Annotated in this window: 17 protein-coding genes, 1 tRNA gene and 1 pseudogene; 13 read left to right on the top strand and 6 right to left on the bottom strand. The window is 56.5% G+C overall.

The annotated features are described in order from the left end of the window. From AC2FLO_RS01040 to AC2FLO_RS01030, 3 genes and pseudogenes are all read right to left on the bottom strand, one after another. Positions 1-136, bottom strand: a pseudogene (locus AC2FLO_RS01040) (IS481 family transposase); the annotation flags it as partial. Positions 137-285: 149 nt separating this feature from the next. Further along, positions 286-942 (bottom strand): hypothetical protein, encoded by a 657-nt coding sequence (locus AC2FLO_RS01035; RefSeq protein ID WP_496755103.1) that lies wholly within the window; start codon positions 940-942, stop codon positions 286-288. Continuing rightward, a complete protein-coding gene (locus tag AC2FLO_RS01030; RefSeq protein ID WP_496755102.1) occupies positions 929-1,825 on the bottom strand; it encodes a hypothetical protein in 897 nt (298 codons plus the stop codon). Before AC2FLO_RS01030 ends, AC2FLO_RS01035 begins: the two co-directional genes overlap by 14 nt. Positions 1,826-2,011: 186 nt before the next feature. On the opposite strand from AC2FLO_RS01030, the gene AC2FLO_RS01025 reads away from it, so the two are divergent. Then, positions 2,012-2,084: transfer RNA gene (locus tag AC2FLO_RS01025), tRNA-Leu, on the top strand. Between the two features lie 58 nt (positions 2,085-2,142). Here AC2FLO_RS01025 and AC2FLO_RS01020 read toward each other — a convergent pair. Beyond that, positions 2,143-2,700, bottom strand: a complete 558-nt coding sequence (locus AC2FLO_RS01020) for a ZrgA family zinc uptake protein (RefSeq protein ID WP_496755101.1) — start codon at positions 2,698-2,700, stop codon at positions 2,143-2,145. Between AC2FLO_RS01020 and AC2FLO_RS01015 the strand changes: the two genes are divergently transcribed. From AC2FLO_RS01015 to speB, 11 genes are all read left to right on the top strand, one after another. Next, positions 2,699-2,920 (top strand): hypothetical protein, encoded by a 222-nt coding sequence (locus AC2FLO_RS01015; RefSeq protein WP_496755100.1) that lies wholly within the window; start codon positions 2,699-2,701, stop codon positions 2,918-2,920. The two genes, AC2FLO_RS01020 and AC2FLO_RS01015, sit on opposite strands and share 2 nt — an antisense overlap. A 28-nt stretch (positions 2,921-2,948) precedes the next feature. Then, on the top strand, positions 2,949-4,220 hold the full coding sequence (locus tag AC2FLO_RS01010; protein ID WP_496755098.1) for an imelysin family protein: 1,272 nt from the start codon (positions 2,949-2,951) through the stop codon (positions 4,218-4,220). A 93-nt stretch (positions 4,221-4,313) separates the two neighbouring features. After that, positions 4,314-4,607, top strand: a complete 294-nt coding sequence (locus AC2FLO_RS01005) for a (2Fe-2S)-binding protein (RefSeq protein WP_480482354.1) — start codon at positions 4,314-4,316, stop codon at positions 4,605-4,607. Continuing rightward, positions 4,555-5,040, top strand: a complete 486-nt coding sequence (bfr, locus tag AC2FLO_RS01000; protein ID WP_267365109.1) for a bacterioferritin — start codon at positions 4,555-4,557, stop codon at positions 5,038-5,040. The genes AC2FLO_RS01005 and bfr overlap by 53 nt, the downstream gene beginning before the upstream one ends. Continuing rightward, complete coding sequence (locus AC2FLO_RS00995; RefSeq protein WP_496755097.1) at positions 5,000-6,547, top strand: di-heme oxidoreductase family protein; 1,548 nt, start codon at positions 5,000-5,002, stop codon at positions 6,545-6,547. Before bfr ends, AC2FLO_RS00995 begins: the two co-directional genes overlap by 41 nt. Positions 6,548-6,550: 3 nt before the next feature. Further along, positions 6,551-7,561 carry an imelysin family protein gene (locus AC2FLO_RS00990; protein WP_496755095.1) on the top strand — a complete coding sequence of 337 codons (1,011 nt, stop codon included), beginning with the start codon at positions 6,551-6,553 and terminating at the stop codon, positions 7,559-7,561. 3 nt (positions 7,562-7,564) lie between these two features. Continuing rightward, entirely contained in the window at positions 7,565-8,650 is a 1,086-nt protein-coding gene (locus tag AC2FLO_RS00985; protein ID WP_496755094.1) for a DUF1513 domain-containing protein, read from the top strand. Positions 8,651-8,750: 100 nt separating this feature from the next. Further along, on the top strand, positions 8,751-10,640 hold the full coding sequence (gene speA, locus AC2FLO_RS00980; RefSeq protein WP_496755092.1) for a biosynthetic arginine decarboxylase: 1,890 nt from the start codon (positions 8,751-8,753) through the stop codon (positions 10,638-10,640). 22 nt (positions 10,641-10,662) lie between these two features. Further along, positions 10,663-11,886 carry a saccharopine dehydrogenase family protein gene (locus tag AC2FLO_RS00975; protein ID WP_496755091.1) on the top strand — a complete coding sequence of 408 codons (1,224 nt, stop codon included), beginning with the start codon at positions 10,663-10,665 and terminating at the stop codon, positions 11,884-11,886. Between the two features lie 85 nt (positions 11,887-11,971). Next, positions 11,972-13,141 (top strand): carboxynorspermidine decarboxylase, encoded by a 1,170-nt coding sequence (gene nspC / locus AC2FLO_RS00970; RefSeq protein ID WP_496755090.1) that lies wholly within the window; start codon positions 11,972-11,974, stop codon positions 13,139-13,141. Further along, the gene (gene speB, locus AC2FLO_RS00965) at positions 13,138-13,980 is read left to right on the top strand and encodes an agmatinase (protein ID WP_480910560.1); all 843 of its coding nucleotides are present in this window, start codon (positions 13,138-13,140) and stop codon (positions 13,978-13,980) included. The genes nspC and speB overlap by 4 nt, the downstream gene beginning before the upstream one ends. Here the strand turns inward: speB and AC2FLO_RS00960 are convergent. Then, the gene (locus AC2FLO_RS00960) at positions 13,977-14,567 is read right to left on the bottom strand and encodes an HD domain-containing protein (protein WP_480587785.1); all 591 of its coding nucleotides are present in this window, start codon (positions 14,565-14,567) and stop codon (positions 13,977-13,979) included. The two genes, speB and AC2FLO_RS00960, sit on opposite strands and share 4 nt — an antisense overlap. 116 nt (positions 14,568-14,683) lie before the next feature. Between AC2FLO_RS00960 and AC2FLO_RS00955 the strand changes: the two genes are divergently transcribed. Continuing rightward, a complete protein-coding gene (locus AC2FLO_RS00955; RefSeq protein ID WP_496806814.1) occupies positions 14,684-15,502 on the top strand; it encodes a LysR family transcriptional regulator in 819 nt (272 codons plus the stop codon). A gap of 2 nt (positions 15,503-15,504) precedes the next feature. On the opposite strand, the gene lptF is transcribed toward AC2FLO_RS00955, so the two are convergent. Further along, positions 15,505-16,644 (bottom strand): LPS export ABC transporter permease LptF, encoded by a 1,140-nt coding sequence (gene lptF, locus AC2FLO_RS00950; protein ID WP_480587790.1) that lies wholly within the window; start codon positions 16,642-16,644, stop codon positions 15,505-15,507. Positions 16,645-16,823 lie beyond the last annotated feature (179 nt).

Raw genomic sequence — 16,823 nt, 5'->3', positions numbered from 1 at the left:
TGTTCAGTCCCGGCATTTGGTGGATCGGATTTAGGATGAATCGATCTGGCTCTAAAGTCCAGATCTTGCAGACGTATTCATAGGGCGTAAGCCCGTTGAGGGTCTTGAGCCTGCGGGCGAAGTTGTAGGCTGCCAACACGTGCAAGGTACGACCGAAGGTTCGGTCGTATCCATTCTCATGAACACTCACTGACGGCTTCAGAAGTTCACAAACGGCAAGATCGGTAACGGGGTGATCAAGAGGCTGAGGCATACCGCACGTGCCCACTTCTTTGCTTCTACACGTTATGCACTGATTTTTTGTCGCTCATATTCGTCCAGCACCTCATCCACCCATAGCTGCATCGCCTCTCGCTTTAGCTTCATATACGGTGAATGAGCATGATATGAATTAGACGTAATCTTCGCTGGACTTTGTTTAAGGCGGTCGTAGAGATCTTGATCTCGCAAATTGAACCCAGCGATAATTCCATCGTTGAGAACGTGCGACAGAACGGCTGACGACCCGCCGGGGCAGCCAACGCAACTCAAGAAATCTGAAAGAGTTCGTCGAACATCGTGCAATGACCACCAGGGGTTTCCAGCCTCGGCCAGCAAATCTGGCTTCCCTTCGCAGTGGTCGTTTTTTGTTGTTTTTCTAGATGTCATACGAAGTTTGCGAACATTGTCCGCATCTCTCCCAGACAATCGGTAGAGTACTCTGTATGCACCAGATCCAGTCACAATTTTCTCAATGTCATGGGCGGAGGGGAGGAGCAGGTCTGCATTTTCATACTGAGCACTCAGCGACAAATACTTATGCACATGCGTCCAAGCTCTGTTCGGAACCGGTAGAACAAAACGCTTTTTGCCCTTGACCTGGTCGTCATCCCAAGATGCAAGTAACCAGTGGCGCCCCCACTCATCCGGTTCAGGTTCCTTTAGTAAATCATCTTTTAGCAAAGACAGTGCTGCGCCAGATCTTTGGCAAGTCAAAACCACCCACCAGAGACCGCCTAGCGTGAGCGAGTCGACACCATTGGCCCTTATTTTCCGACCAGGAAGGGGTTTGCCCAAATACTCCTCCGCCAATACCAGGGTTCTCACAATATCTGTGATTTGCGGGCTTCTCACTTTTGGCTTTACAATTGCTGGCGTCGACAGCATGCGCCACCAAGGAGTTTGCCCTGAGAGACCACTGGCCCCTGAATGATGTTTGGCGCACCAATTCAGCACTAGATCTTGTATACGCAATAACCTTGTTAGACGTAGAAAGGCCATTGGCTTTTCTCACGGCATCACAAACGGATTCGACATCACCTTGCGCCAGTTCTGTTACCGGCATCCGGGTAAGCTTGCCCCAGGCATCCAACGAAAAGACGTACTCCATGTCTTTCCTGGTCGTCTCAGCAATAGGTCGTTTGGCGTGCGACGAGCTTTTTTCGTCAATGGCGACTTCATAGCATTCAGCCAAAGTCCAGCTTTTCTTAGGTTCGACTAAGCGCCCAAGGGCTTCCGAATGACCACAGTTCTGGTGCCTCAACTTTATGTATTTGTCGACATGCTCCGGCTGCGCTTTCATCACAGATCGAACGTCCGCAGCCAGTTGCCTTGCGTCCCGAGTGCTTCTCAAAGACATATCCGAAGGATCTGGATAAAGCTGCCCGATTGTCTTTGTTTTTTGTCGGAACTTTACCAACCAGACAGCGCGCTTCCCTCGAACGCGCAGGTGTAATCCACGTCCACCATAGTCTTTGAACGTATGAAGTTGGGTGGTGCCCTCCTCAGCCATACGCACGGCCTTCGCCACAATTCTTCTGTCAATTTCGCATGCTTCTGTCGGCATGTTGTTTGCCTCAAATTTTGTACCATTTCTGTACCATCCTCAAAAATGTTGACGCAGTCCCAGAAGGTCGTTGGTTTCTGCGGCGAACATCACAGAAAAGCGGAGCTCTGTTGTTAAAAACTCTTTAAAGAGCAGTGCGATAGCGGTTTGGGCGCCATATATCCAAGCGCCCAACAGGTTTCCCTGAAAGAAGTAGAGGAAAGCATGAAGCGGAATCATAATCCGCGTGTCGGGGGTTCAAGTCCCTCCTCCGCTACCAATATCCCCAAAGCATCAAACCGAAACACCACTTTTGGTTTTCCTTATGATTTCAGCGCTCATCGATCCGGCGGAAGATCGAGATATGGTGCCGCGCGTGTGATGTCGACCGCGCCCTGTGCCCCGCCCGTTTTCAACTGGATGTTCAGCTGGTCGGTCCCACTGAACTGCGTGAAATAGGCGAACTCGATTATGTTCAGCGCACTCATATCGTGACACTGAATGACATAGTCCGCCTGAAACTCCGAGTGACTCTCCGCCGTTGTGGAGCCTGTGACTGCGTTCGCCTCACCACTCTGCTGTGTGATGCCATATGTCAGAACCACATGGGCGGCCACCGTAGAGCACCCAGCTTCGGGCGGGGTTACGAACAGGTTTAGCGGGTCGGAAAGTTTTGACATTGCTATGGCCACACGTGTGCGGCTGTCATCGTTTTCAACCGGGGTTTCAAACCCGACGATGTCCATGCTTGGCACGCTCAGCGCCAAGGCGAACCCGGTGTCAGAAAACACAATATCGATCTGGGCCGAACCATGGTGATGAGGCGTGGAAACCTGCGTTGCTTGCGCCGCAAGTGCCGCAGGAAACAGGAACAAGGCCAGAACCACGCGCTTCATGAACAACAAACCACCTAAAAAGAATCACTTGGCTGATTTTAGCCCGAAACATGTACCGCATAATGTGATCCGCCGGGCCGAACCCCCGCCAGATATGGGGATAGTGGCAACCGAGTCAGCGGTTTCATTATCCGACAAAAAAACTCAGATTGACAATGTTGACTTTTTAACTCAGTTATTTCAACGAAAGCCGCCGCGGGAACAAACCCGCCTGATCTGACAGTTCTGAAAAGAGAGTATCGACCCCTATGACCAAGTTGTTTGCAACAGCCAGCGCTTTGACATTTGCGACAGCCACTTTTGCTTTTGCCGGTGATCTGCCGACAAAAGCGGATATTCTGGAAACCTATGCCGATATTGCCGAAGCCAAGTATGACGACAGCCTGACTGCGGCAAAGGTTTTGCGGGACGCAGTCGGTGCGCTGATTGCCGAACCCTCGGACGCGACCCTGACTGCGGCACGGGCAGCATGGGTTGCAGCGCGTGTGCCTTATCAACAGACCGAAGTTTATCGTTTTGGCAACGCAATCGTTGATGACTGGGAGGGCAAAGTAAACGGTTGGCCACTGGATGAAGGTCTGATTGATTATGTCGACGCGGCCTATGGTGGCGCGACGGATGAGAACGAATTTGCGGTTCTGAATGTCATCGCCAACCCCAGCTTCGAACTGTCGGGCGAAACCATTGACGCCAGCGAGATTACTCCGGAACTGCTGAGCGAAACCCTGCACGAAGCTGATGGTATCGAAGCCAATGTCGCGACCGGCTACCACGCTATCGAGTTCCTGCTGTGGGGTCAGGACGTGAATGGCCACGGGGCCGGTGCAGGCAACCGTCCAGCCACTGATTATGCAAACGGCGATACCTGCACTGGTGGATATTGTGACCGTCGTGCCCAGTATCTGAGCGCCGCAACCGACCTGCTGGTCAGCGATCTGACCTGGATGGCCGATCAGTGGAAACAAGGCGGCGCGGCGCGCACGGCGCTGATGGAAAATGAAACGACGGGTGTCAGTGCGATCCTGACCGGTATGGGTTCACTGTCTTACGGTGAACAAGCGGGTGAGCGGATGCGTCTGGGCCTGATGCTGAACGACCCGGAAGAAGAACATGATTGCTTTTCGGACAACACCCACAACAGCCATTACTACGATGGACTGGGCGTTCTGAACGTCTATCTGGGCAGCTATACCCGCATCGATGGCACACCTGTATCAGGCGCATCGCTGGCCGATCTGGTAATCGCAACTGATCCGGCACTGGACGCCGAGATGAAGGCGAAACTGGCCGTCACGATGCAAGCCCTTGGCAGGATCAAATCGACCGCGGAAGCAGGGTTTGCCTATGACCAAATGCTGGAACGCGGCAACGAAGGCGGTGAAACCCTAATCATGGCCGGCGTCAACGGCCTGATCGACCAGACCAAAACAATCGAGCGCATCGTGACCACACTGGAACTGGACCAGATTGAATTTGAAGGATCAGACAGTCTGGATAACCCCGACGCGGTATTCCACTAAACAAGAACGCGTGCCGGGGGCTTGCCTGCCCCCGGTACACTCAGCACGCTAACCCGCCAGCCCTTTGAACCACACAAACCCAAGCCAACATTCATGATTGTCTGCCACTGCACCAACATCTCGGACCACGACATCCGCGCCGCCATCGACTGGATGCGGACAGCCGATCCCCAAACCATCATCACCCCCGGCAAGGTTTACCGTGCTCTTGGAAAATCGGCGGATTGCGGCGGATGCATGCCTCTGTTTCTGGACACGATGCGGTCAAGCGATAATCTCGAAGTACCCATGCAACTCCGCGCCCTGCGCGCGGCAGTATCACAGGAGAGTGCAGATGAAGGGCGATCCAAAAGTCATCGAATATCTCAACAAATCTCTGCGGCATGAACTGACTGCAGTCAGCCAATACTGGCTGCACTACCGGTTGCAGGAAGACTGGGGGCTTGGCCACATGGCCAAGAAAAGCCGCGAGGAAAGCATCGAAGAGATGGGCCACGCGGACAAGCTGATCGAACGGATCATCTTTCTGGAAGGCCACCCCAACCTTCAGAAGCTGGACCCGCTTCGGATCGGTCAAACACCAAAGGAAACGCTGGAATGTGACCTTGCGGCCGAGATCGATGCACGGGCCTTGTACAAGGAAGCGCGCGAATATTGTCGGGACGCCGGCGACTATGTCTCGATGTCGCTGTTCGAGCAGTTGATGTCCGATGAAGAGGGCCATATCGACTTTCTCGAAACGCAGCTCGACCTCTATGAAAGGATCGGCGAAGCCAATTATGCGCAACTCAACGCATCGAAAATGGACGAAGGCGAATAGCCTTGTTGCCCTGTCGGTGGTCGCCTTTGCGGCCACCCCTTCCCTGTCAGCCGAGCTACAGGACCTGCATCTGAACTTCATCCCCCGCACTGACGATGAACGTGCCCGAATTGCCGTTGTCACAGCACCGCCCCAGGATTTCAACGCACCGCAGCAGTTTGAAGAACTGCCCGCCGGGGCTGCGACTGTTCGGGTCCGTACTGACGCGGATGCGTTCTCGCAACCGTCAGACAACCTGAGCTTTGAACAGGAACTGAATTTCAAAGTCGGAAACGGGCTGTTCAAGAAGGTCTGGGTTTCGTCGCCCTCATCGACGCTCGCCTCTGACGGGTTGGGGCCGCTCTATAACGCGCGGTCGTGCCAGCGCTGCCACATCAAGGATGGGCGCGGACACACGCCAAACGGGCCCGATGACAACGCGGTTTCGATGTTTCTGCGGGTCTCGATCCCCGGCACGTCGGAAGATGGCTATGCAGCGATAGAAGATTACATCGCCACTCTGCCCGAGCCTACCTATGGTGGGCAGATGCAGGATTTCGCACTGGCAGGTCATCCAGCGGAATACCGGCTGGGCATCTCGTACGAAGAAATCCCGGTGGAGCTTTCTGACGGTGAAACCACCTCATTGCGCCGCCCGACTTATCAGGCAGCCGATCTGGGTTATGGCCCGCTGCACCCGGACGCAATGCTAAGCCTACGGGTCGCGCCGCAGATGATCGGGCTTGGCCTGTTGGAAGCGATCCCGGTCGAAGACCTGCTTGCCAAGGCCGACCCTAACGATTTGGATGGGGACGGCATATCAGGTCGCCCGAATATCGTCTGGTCGGTCGAGTTTGACACGCCAATGATGGGCCGGTTCGGTCACAAGGCAGGGATGCCGACAGTGATGGAGCAATCGGCTGCTGCTTTTGCCGGAGATATCGGCATATCGAACCCACTCTACCCTGCTCCGCACGGGGATTGCACCAATGTGCAGGTGAACTGCATCAAAGCCCCGCATGGCGACAATGATGAGCGCGGCTTCGAGATCGATCATCAGGGTATGGACCTGGTCGCTTTCTACAGCCGCAATCTGGGCGTGCCGGGTCGCCGCGACATGGACAACCCCAGGGTCCTCCGCGGGAAAGAGGTGTTTCATGCAACCGGCTGCGCGTCATGCCACACACCGTCACATGTCACTCATCGGATGGAAGACCGGCCCGAGCACAGTTTTCAGCTGATATGGCCCTACACCGACCTGTTGCTTCATGACCTGGGCGAAGGTCTGGCCGACAATCGCCCCGAGGCCCGCGCAACGGGCCGGGAATGGCGCACGCCGCCTTTGTGGGGCGTTGGCCTGACCGAACGCGTCTCTGGCCACACAGAATTTCTGCATGACGGGCGGGCGCGCACCTTGCTAGAGGCGATCCTGTGGCATGGCGGTGAAGCGCAAGCTGCCCGCAACGCTGTTGTCTCGATACCCAAAGTCGACCGTGATGCCCTGATCCAATTTCTGGAGAGCCTCTGACCCATGCGTATTTTTACCCTTGTTGCAGTGTTGATCATGCCACTTGCCGCGCAGGCACAGGATCGCGGGCCGATCCTGATGGATGTGACTGAAACCCATATCCTGCCCCGGTTCGACACGCTCCCGGAAACGACAGGCGCACTAGTCAACGCATCACTGGTTGAGTGCGATCCGACCTCACCGCCGCTGCGCGCGGCCTACGATGCGGCTTTCGATAGCTGGACATCCGCCAGCCACCTGCGGTTTGGTCCGACCGAGGTCGATGACCGCGCTTTCGCCATGGCGTTCTGGCCCGACACGAAAGGGTTCACCACCAAAGCCCTGTCCCAGCATATCGCAACCGAGGATGACGCCGTGCAAAGCCCGAAGGCCTATGCCGAAACGTCCATAGCAGGGCGCGGGTTCTTTGCCCTCGAACGGATGTTGTTTGATCCCAATTACGCGGAACAGGGTAGTGCCGAATATCGCTGCGCGCTGATCAGGGCGATCACGGCGGATATCGATGCCAATGCCCGCGCGATGGCGCAGGACTGGCACAGCTATGCCCCTAGCCTTACCCAACCCCAAGAGAACAGACGCTACCGGACGCAGGACGAAGCAATGCAGGAGCTGTTCAAGGCCTTGGCTACCGGTCTTGAGTTCACGGCTGACACTCGGCTGGGTCGCCCCATGGGGACATTTGACCGCCCCCGTCCGAACCGGGCCGAAGCGTGGCGGTCCGGGCGGTCTTTACGCCATGTAGAACTGTCGCTGATATCCTTGCGAGATTTAGCCGCACGGCTGTCTTTTGATCACCCCGAAATCGCGTCGGAACTGGACGCTGCGTTTGCACGTGCCATCCAGAACGCTCAATCCATTGACGATCCCTCGCTGGCCGGGGTTTCAGATCCCCAGGCCCGATTCCGGATCGAGGCGCTTCAACAGTCGATCCACGATATCCGCACCATCGCCGTGACCGAGCTGGGTCCGACATTGGGGATCAGCACAGGATTCAACTCGCTGGACGGAGACTAACCCATGACGTCACGCCGTCATTTTCTTGCCGGTCTTGCCGCAGCCGCGATTTCCCCGGTCCGCGGGTGGGCCTCGGCCGGTTCGCCTGATTTTCTGGCCGCAGGGCTGTTTCCCGACGGGTCCTTTCGACTTGCCGGGTTGAGCACATTGGGGAAAATCGTGTTCTCCGTGCCTCTTCCCGGACGCGGACATGCGGCCGCAGCCCATCCGCACAAGGCCTTTGCGGTCGCGTTTGCCAGACGTCCGGGCACCTTTGCCATCGTCATCGATTGCGCAACCGGCGCGCAGATTGCGCAGCTAAAGGCCCCTGAAAGCCGACACTTCTATGGCCACGGCATATTCTCGGCGGATGGCGCGTATTTTTATGCCACCGAGAACGACTACGAAGCCGGGACAGGTATTATCAGTGTCTGGGACGCTGAAAGCTTTTCGCGTCTGGGTGAGTTTTCATCTGGCGGAATAGGCCCGCATGACATGTGCCTGATGCCCGACGGGGAAACGCTGGTGATTGCCAATGGCGGGATCGAAACCCACCCCGAAACCGGGCGCACAAAGCTGAACCTGCCGACGATGGCACCCAACCTGAGCTATCTCACCCTGTCGGGTAGGATCCAAGAGCAGGTGTCGTTACCTGACGAGCTTCACAAGAACTCGATCCGCCATCTGGCGGTGCGGAGCGACGGTCTTGTTGGCTTTGCCATGCAATGGCAGGGCAGCAAGTCCGAACACCCGCCCCTGTTGGGCCTGCATCGTCAGGGTGAAGCCCCGCGCCTGCTTACCTCGCCGGATCACGAACAAAGCATGTTGCAGGGATACGCTGGCAGCGTCGCGTTTTCAGCCGACGCCGATATGATCGCAATAACCTGTCCGCGCGGCAATGCGCTGCACCAGTTCGACACAACCAGCGGCACATTCAACGGCGCCTTCGCGCTTGAGGATGTCTGCGGGCTTGGGGCCGGGGCGACCGGGTTGGTCTTTACTACGGGAACAGGCGCCTTCGGGACATTGATGGGCGCGCGCCCAACTGTTCGAACCCGCGCCGAATGCCAATGGGACAATCATCTGATCCCGATCCACCCGTCCGCGTAACATTCGGAATCCCCAATCAGATAGTTTACACTTGGAAGAATCAAACTGCTGCCGTATTGGCGGGCGCGAAACTGGCACCCTACGTTAAGGACCGACTTGATTGAAACAGACGCCCGACGCACCGCATTCCATCTACGGAGTTGAGAAATGGGGCAAAGGCCTCATCGAGGTGACCGAACAGGGCGAGATCGGTCTGCGCAATCCCATGGCCCCCGAGGCAGCGGCGATCAGCCTGCCCGGTATCCTCAGCGATCTGGACGACCGTGGCATCAAAGCACCGATGGTTCTGCGCGTCGCGTCTTATCTGGAACACGAAATTGCCCATCTGAACGAGAGCTTTCGTGATGCGATTGCGCGCGTGGGCTACACAGGCAGCTATCGCGGCGTATTCCCGATCAAGGTGAACCAGCAGGCGCAGGTTGTTGACCGGATCGTCGAGTTTGGAAAGAAATACAACTATGGGCTCGAGGCCGGCTCCAAACCCGAACTGGTGATTGCGCTGGCGCATCGCCTGGCCCCCGAAGCGCTGATCGTGTGTAACGGTGTCAAAGATGCCGAATTCATCCAACTGGCTATTCTAAGCCGCAAGATCGGGTTCAACACGGTCATCGTTCTGGAAAGCCCGAAAGAGGCCGACACGGTAATCGAAGTTTACAACGAACTGGGCATCGAGCCCCTGATCGGTGTTCGGGTGAAGCTGACCAACCAGATCAGCGGCAAATGGGAAGAAAGCTCGGGCGACCGCTCGGCCTTTGGGATGAACACCGATCAGCTTATCGCCACCGTAGACAAGCTGAAAGACGCAGGGTTGCTGCACTGCCTCAAGCTGCAGCATTCACATCTGGGCAGCCAGGTTCAGGATGTCAACGATGTGCGCCGTGCTGTGGGCGAAGCCTGTCGCTATTACACCGAGCTTACGCGCGAAGGCGTGCCTTTGACCCACCTGGATCTGGGTGGCGGCATGGGGGTCGATTACACCGGCGAAAAGAAAGCCGCCGAAAACTCGATCAACTACACGGTCGAAGAATACTGTGCCAATGTCGTCGAAACCGTGGCCTACGCCATGGACGAGGCAGAGGTGGACCACCCGACACTGGTCACGGAAAGTGGGCGTGCCGTGGTGGCGACGTCCTCGATGCTGGTCTTCAACGTGCTCGAAAGCACGCTTTACGATGCGCCCAATGGCCCCGAGGTTGATCCGGATGACCACCACTTGGTCTCGGACCTCGCCGCGGTGCACGGATACCTCTCTCGCGACCGCCTACAGGAATGCTGGAACGACGCCACCTTCTATCGTAACGAGCTGCGCGCCCTGTTTCGTCGCGGCTATGTCGACCTGCGTCAGATGGCCCGGGCCGAACGGATATACCTGTCGCTGATGGCGCGGCTCAAGGCATTGGCCGCGTCAGATGATCTGGAAACGGATCTGAATGATCAGCTTGAAAAGGTTGCGGATATCTACCACTGCAACTTCTCGCTGTTCCAATCGCTGCCAGATGTCTGGGCCATCGACCAGCTGCACCCGATCGTGCCGCTGCAATATCTGAACCAGGTCCCCGACCGTCGCGCCGTGCTGTCCGACATCACCTGCGACAGCGACGGCAAGATCGACCGGTTCATTCTGGCCGACGGTGTTTCCCCCAGCCTGCCGGTGCATTCCCTGCCCGAAGAAGACGAATATTTCATGGGCGTCTTCTTCGTCGGCGCCTATCAGGAGACATTGGGCGACCTGCACAATCTCTTTGGTGACACCAACGTGGTCACCATCGACCTGCGCCCGGATGGCGGCTTTGACCTGCTGCACGAACAAGAGGGCGACACGATCAGCCAGGTTCTGTCATATGTCGAGTTCGACCCGCAGGATTGCGTCGCCGCCTTCCGCAAAATGGTGGATGAGGCGATTTCGACCGGCACCTTGAAAGCCAAGGACCGCAAAACCCTGATGAGCGCTTACCGCGACTCGATCAACGGTTACACCTATTACGAATAACCCCTGAGAGGAGATCACCCCCATGGGCACTTTGAGTGGCAAAACACTGGTTGTCGGCGCGGGCGGCGTATCCCACGCTGCCGTGCACAAGATGGCAATGAATTCGGATATCTTCACCGAAATCACACTGGCCAGCCGCACGAAATCGAAATGCGACGCGATCGCCAAGTCGGTGAAAGACCGTGTGGGCGTTGATATCGCGACCGCCGAACTGGACGCCTACAAGGTCGAAGACACCGTAAAGCTGATCAAGGAAACTGGTGCTGAAATCCTCGTGAACCTTGCCCTGCCCTATCAGGATCTGGTGCTGATGGACGCATGCCTTGAGGCCGGTATTCATTATGTGGATACGGCAAACTATGAACCCGAGGATGAGGCCAAGTTCGAATACCACTGGCAATGGGCCTATCAGGAACGGTTCAAAGCGGCCGGTTTGACCGCCATCCTTGGTTCGGGCTTCGATCCCGGTGTTACGTCCGTCTTCGCCAAATGGCTCAAGAAACACAAGCTGGACACCATCCGCCAGATCGACGTGCTTGATGCCAATGGTGGTTCGAACGATCAGGAATTTGCCACCAACTTCAACCCCGAAATCAACCTGCGCGAAGTGCTAGCCGAAGTGCGACATTGGGAAAACGGCGAATGGAAGCATTCTCCCGCCATGACCCACAAGGTCGAGTTCGATTTCCCCGCCATCGGCCCCAAAAACATGTACCTGATGTATCACGAGGAACTGGAATCGCTCTCGACCCACTTCCCCGAGATCGAGCGTGCCCGTTTCTGGATGACCTTCGGTGACGCCTATATCATGCATGCCAAGGTCTTGGAAAACGTGGGCATGACCCGCATCGACCCTGTGATGCATGACGGCAAGGAAATCATTCCGATCCAGTTCCTGAAAACCCTTTTGCCCGATCCCGGTGATCTGGGCGCGGAAACCAAGGGCAAAGCCTGCATTGGCGACATCGCCACAGGTCAGGCCAAGGATGGCTCGGGCGAGAAGACTTATTACATCTACAACATCTGCGATCACGAAGAATGTTATGCCGAGGTCGGCAGCCAGGCAGTCAGCTACACCACCGGTGTCCCCGCCATGATCGGCGCGGCGCAGGTGCTGAAAGGCAACTGGTCCGAGCCTGGCGTGTGGAACATGGAACAGCTCGACCCGGACGACTTCATGGACATGCTGAACGAACATGGCCTGCCATGGCAGGTCCACGAACTTGACGGTCCGGTCACCTTCTGATCCGCTTCAGCTTCATCTGGCCTTAAATATCCCGGGGGTCCGGGGGCAGCGCCCCCGGCCTCTCCACCAAACGGAGACGCCGGTTATGTCCGACATGATGACCACACAGGCCGGTGACGCCGGCGCCTTCCGCAATTTCGACCTCTCCCGTGTACCCAGCCCCTGCTTTGTGGTCGACGAAAAGGCGGTTGAACGGAACCTGAAAATCCTCGCTGATGTCGGAACCCGCTCCGGCGCGCATGTTCTCAGCGCGCTCAAGGCGTTTTCGATGTTTTCGCTGGCCCCGTTGGTGCGCCGGCACCTTGTGGGAACCTGCGCCTCGGGTATCTATGAAGCCCGGCTGGGATGCGAGGAATATGGCGGTGAGGTCGCAACCTTCTGCGCCGGGTACAAAGACGCGGATATCGACGAAATCCTGTCGCTGTCCGATCACGTCATCTTCAACTCCCCTGCCCAAAAGGACCGGTTTCTCGCCAAAGCCCAAACCGCCAAAGTGCAGGTTGGCCTGCGCATCAATCCGGAACATTCCGAAGGCGAGGTTCCGAAATATGATCCCTGCGCCCCGTGCTCGCGCCTTGGCACACCGGTCAGCCAACTGACCGCCGACACCTTGGGCGGCGTTGACGGGTTGCACATGCATACGCTTTGCGAACAGGGGTTCGAACCGCTGCTACGCACGTGGACCGCCATCGAACCGAAGCTCAAACCCTACCTTGATCAACTCAAGTGGGTGAACTTTGGCGGTGGCCACCACATCACCCGCGACGATTATGACCGCGACGGGCTGGTGGCCTTCCTCAAGGACATTCGCGAAACCTATGGCATTGATGTTTACCTCGAACCCGGCGAAGCAGTGGCACTAGACGCAGGTATTCTGATCGGTGAAATCCTCGACCTGCCGACCAACGGCATACACCTCGCGATCACTGATATCTCGGCCACATGTCACATGCCCGACGTGATCGAGGCCCCCTATCGCCCTGCCCTGATGGATGAGGCCGAAACAGGCCATACCTATCGCCTTGGCGGCCCGTCCTGTCTGGCGGGTGACGTGATTGGCGACTACACCTGGGACAAACCGCTGGAGATCGGACAACGTTTTGCCTTCCTCGATCAGGCACATTACTCGATGGTCAAGACAAACACCTTCAATGGCGTCCCCCTGCCCACAATCGCCCTGTGGAACAGCGAAACGGACGAGCTGAAGATCATCCGGCAGTTCGGATATGACGACTTCAAGGACAGACTCTCATGAGCATTTTTCTCGACAGCGAATTGACCGCATCCGAACGCACCGAAGATGCCCGCTTTCGCGTGATCCCGGTGCCTTTGGAGCGCACCGTCTCTTACGGGTCCGGCACGGCAAAAGGCCCCGAAGCAATTATCGAGGCCAGTAATGAACTAGAACGCATCACCGGTCACGCGGAGCCCTGTGTCGAAGGGATTTTCACCGAAGAACCGCTGAATTGTGACGGCCCGTTGCCCGAGGTTATGGAACGCCTTGCGCACCGCACCGAGGCTGCAATTCGGGCTGGAAAAGTGCCGGTCACTTTGGGCGGCGAGCATTCCCTCAGCTATGGCGCAGTGATAGGTGTGGCCCGTGCGCTAAACCAACCCATCGGCATCGTCCAGATCGACGCCCATGCCGACCTGCGCAACGCTTATCAGGGCGAAAAACACTCTCACGCCTCAGTGATGCACCTGCTTGCCGAAGAAGGCGTTCGGCTCGCCCAGTTCGGTGTTCGCGCTTTTTCAACTGAAGAGGCCCAAAGCCGACTGAGAAACCACGTCTTTCACGTGGATGCCGAGGAACTGGTGACAGGTAACATCCATTCGGTCGACCTGCCTGCAGACTTCCCCGAGCTGGTCTATGTCAGTTTCGACGTCGACGGGCTGGATCCATCGCTGATGCCCGCCACCGGAACACCGGTGCCCGGAGGGTTGGGCTATTACCAGGCACTGCGGCTGGTCGAGCACGCGCTCAAGGGGCGCAGATGCGTGGGCTTCGATGTGGTTGAGCTGGCCCCAGACGGCAATTCCGCCTGGGACTTCACCACAGCTCAGATTGTCTATCGCCTGATGGCCGCCTGTTAATCCTCGGCTGTTTCGTTCAGCTCCATATGGCCTTCGACCTTGCTCAGGATGCGGCGCAGCATGGGTTCAAAAAACTCCAGCGGTTTCGTCGGATAGTCTGGGTCAAACGCCTTCTGATCGTATTCATGGCAGAAATAGCGGCAGTCCTCCCAATGGGGGCTGTCGCGATACTTGTCGCGAGCGTTGCGGTCTCCTCCAAGGTGGTGGTTGTAGTAGTAACCCTGAAACACGCAATGGTGTTTGAGTATCCAATAGGTTTTCTCGCTGACATAGGGCTTCATCATCGCCGCTGACAGCTCTCCATGGTTGTAGGGTGACAGAATATCGCCGGTATCGTGGATCAGGGCAGCGACCACCAACTCCTCTTCCGCGCCATCCTCATAAGCCCGGGTCGCGGCCTGAAGGCTGTGCTGATACCGGTTGACCGGATAGGGTGTCCATTCCTCGTCCAGTGACCGAATGGCGTCCAGAATGCGATCCGGCAAGGCAGCATTATACGCCTCTTCATAATCCATAACGGCGTCCCAGTCGGCCTTGGTGGCATTCTCAAAACTGGTCCAGGTCGGTTTGTGGCTTTTGTCCAGCATGGCTGATCCTTTGGCGTGTTTCCCGAAGCCGACAATATTACGAGTCGCAACTTCAAAAAAATGAATTGATTTTATCACAATGATCAAAAAATACTCTCAACATGCGGACCAAAGCCTTGGAAACTTTTCTATGTGTGGCTGAAACAGGTGGTTTTCATGCCGCTGCCCGTAAGCTGAATGTGACTCAAACGGCCGTCAGCGCGCGCATTCATCTGATCGAAGAAGAAACCGGCAGACCACTATTCACCCGCGGAGCCGGTGGCACTTCGCTGACCGAGTTTGGCCAACAATTCAAACCGTATGCAGAACAAATACTATCCCTTTGGGCCTTCGCGTCGCGCGATTTACCGTTGCAGACACAAAACCGCCCGGCACTTCGGTTGGGTGGTCAGCTTAGTATCTGGGACCCTCTGCTTGTGGATCTGGCTGTTCGGTTCGAACAGCGCTTTGACAAACTGCTGCTGACACTGAATTACGACCACGATCTGAACATGGTTGAAGCTGTGGCGACCCATGTGCTGGACGTGGCGATCACGCATGAAACGCCATCAGACCGACGTGTCACCTATCACGAGCTGGAACCGGAGCTTCTAACCCTCGTCAAAACCCCGCAAACAGAAACAGCAGAAAAAGATCTAGTCTTCGTCAACCTTGAACTTGGTGAGATCTACCAGGATCACGTCAGATCGGCTGTGCGACGCGCCTCGGGGCAGACCTTGTTTCTTGGCAATTGCATGATGGCACTACGTTATGTCCTGCAAAGAGGCGGATGCGGCTACTTCCCCGATTACGTCATTTCCCAGCATCTTGCTTCGCGGGCACTCGAACCGGTCGAAGACAGTGTAAGCCTGCCGCTGCCGATGTATCTGGTCGCCCGCGGTGATCACAAGGAATTTGACGACATTCGCTGTTGTCTGGAAGAACTTCGAGCCTGAAATCAAGCGGGTGTTGGGATGACCTCGGACCCGCGCGCACGTTTCCGTAAAAGCGGGCGACCTGCGACAAGCAGAAAGCAACACGAAATCAGCACACCCATTATGGCGGGAAGGTAAAGCAGCGCCCAAAGCCTCGGGTCATCAATCACAACTGGGGACACAAACCCGCGAACGCCTTCAAGCAGTACAAGTATGGTAAATGCGCCCAAAATCTGAGGCCACAATCCAAACCGTGAAAAGCTGCCCAGCATCAGGGTCGAATACCCCGCCAGCGACACCGCAATGCAAATAGCTATCCAGGAAAAACGCTGGTGCAATTCTTCGATCAACTTACCCTGGCTGAACCCTTCGGTTTTTGAGATCGCATCGCGGTCGAAGATCAAATCAGAGGTCGGAATGGCTTCGAGGCTGCGATCCGCCATTGGGCTTGTGTTCGTCAGCTCAGAGATGTCGTATGATGCGTCCTGAAACAGGGTCGAGGACAGAACCCTGCCCGCTTTGTTCAGGCGCAGCGCTACCCCATCGACCATCACCAGATGAATTCCCGCGTCGTTATTGACCAGATAGGCTGTCACGCTGGAATAGCTGACTGCGTTTTCCGGGTCGCGGCGATCCGATACGAACACCTCGTGCAACGTACCGTCCAGATCGATGCCACCGATGTAAACCGTAACATCTTCGGCAGGGTGCAGAAATTCACCTTCATTCAACAACTGCGCTGTCACATCTCCTGCAACTTCGGCTTGCCGGAATTCCAGTTGTTGGACCGAGGCCGGGCGCAGGAACACGCTGATGGTGGCCATCATCAAACCGGTGATCACACCGAACAAAACTACCGCACGCGCCAGTCGCCACGGGCTTGACCCGGTTGCCAGCATCACTGTCATCTCGCTTTCGCGACTCAATCTGTTGGTCGCATAAACGGCAGCCGCAAATACCGCCATCGGCATAACTGTACGAACCAGCGTCGGCAGGGTAAGCGCGGTGAATTCAAGAAACACCATAGCGGACTGGCCACCGCTGATGACCTTGTCAAACAGGCTGACGGAACGGGTGATCCAGAACACACCCACCAGGACAAGGGTGAAGAAGCCGAATAAAACCAGCAATTGCCGCAGGAAATATCCATCAAAACGCGACATGTATCCTCATCCGGCTGATTGCGTCGTGGCCGGACAATAAGTCAATCGCTCTACCAAGGAAACCTCGATTACCGCCTCAGAACTGGCATCGGCGGTAACCTAGTGAGCAGCCTCATCTGACTGGTCCAAGTTGATTGTTAGTGCATCATTGGCCTGTGATCCATTGAGATGATGGTTTC

The organism is Ruegeria sp. TASC047, assembly GCF_059612445.1.
Note: the sequence above shows the minus strand (reverse complement) of the source record. Positions and strands in the feature narration are given on the sequence as shown.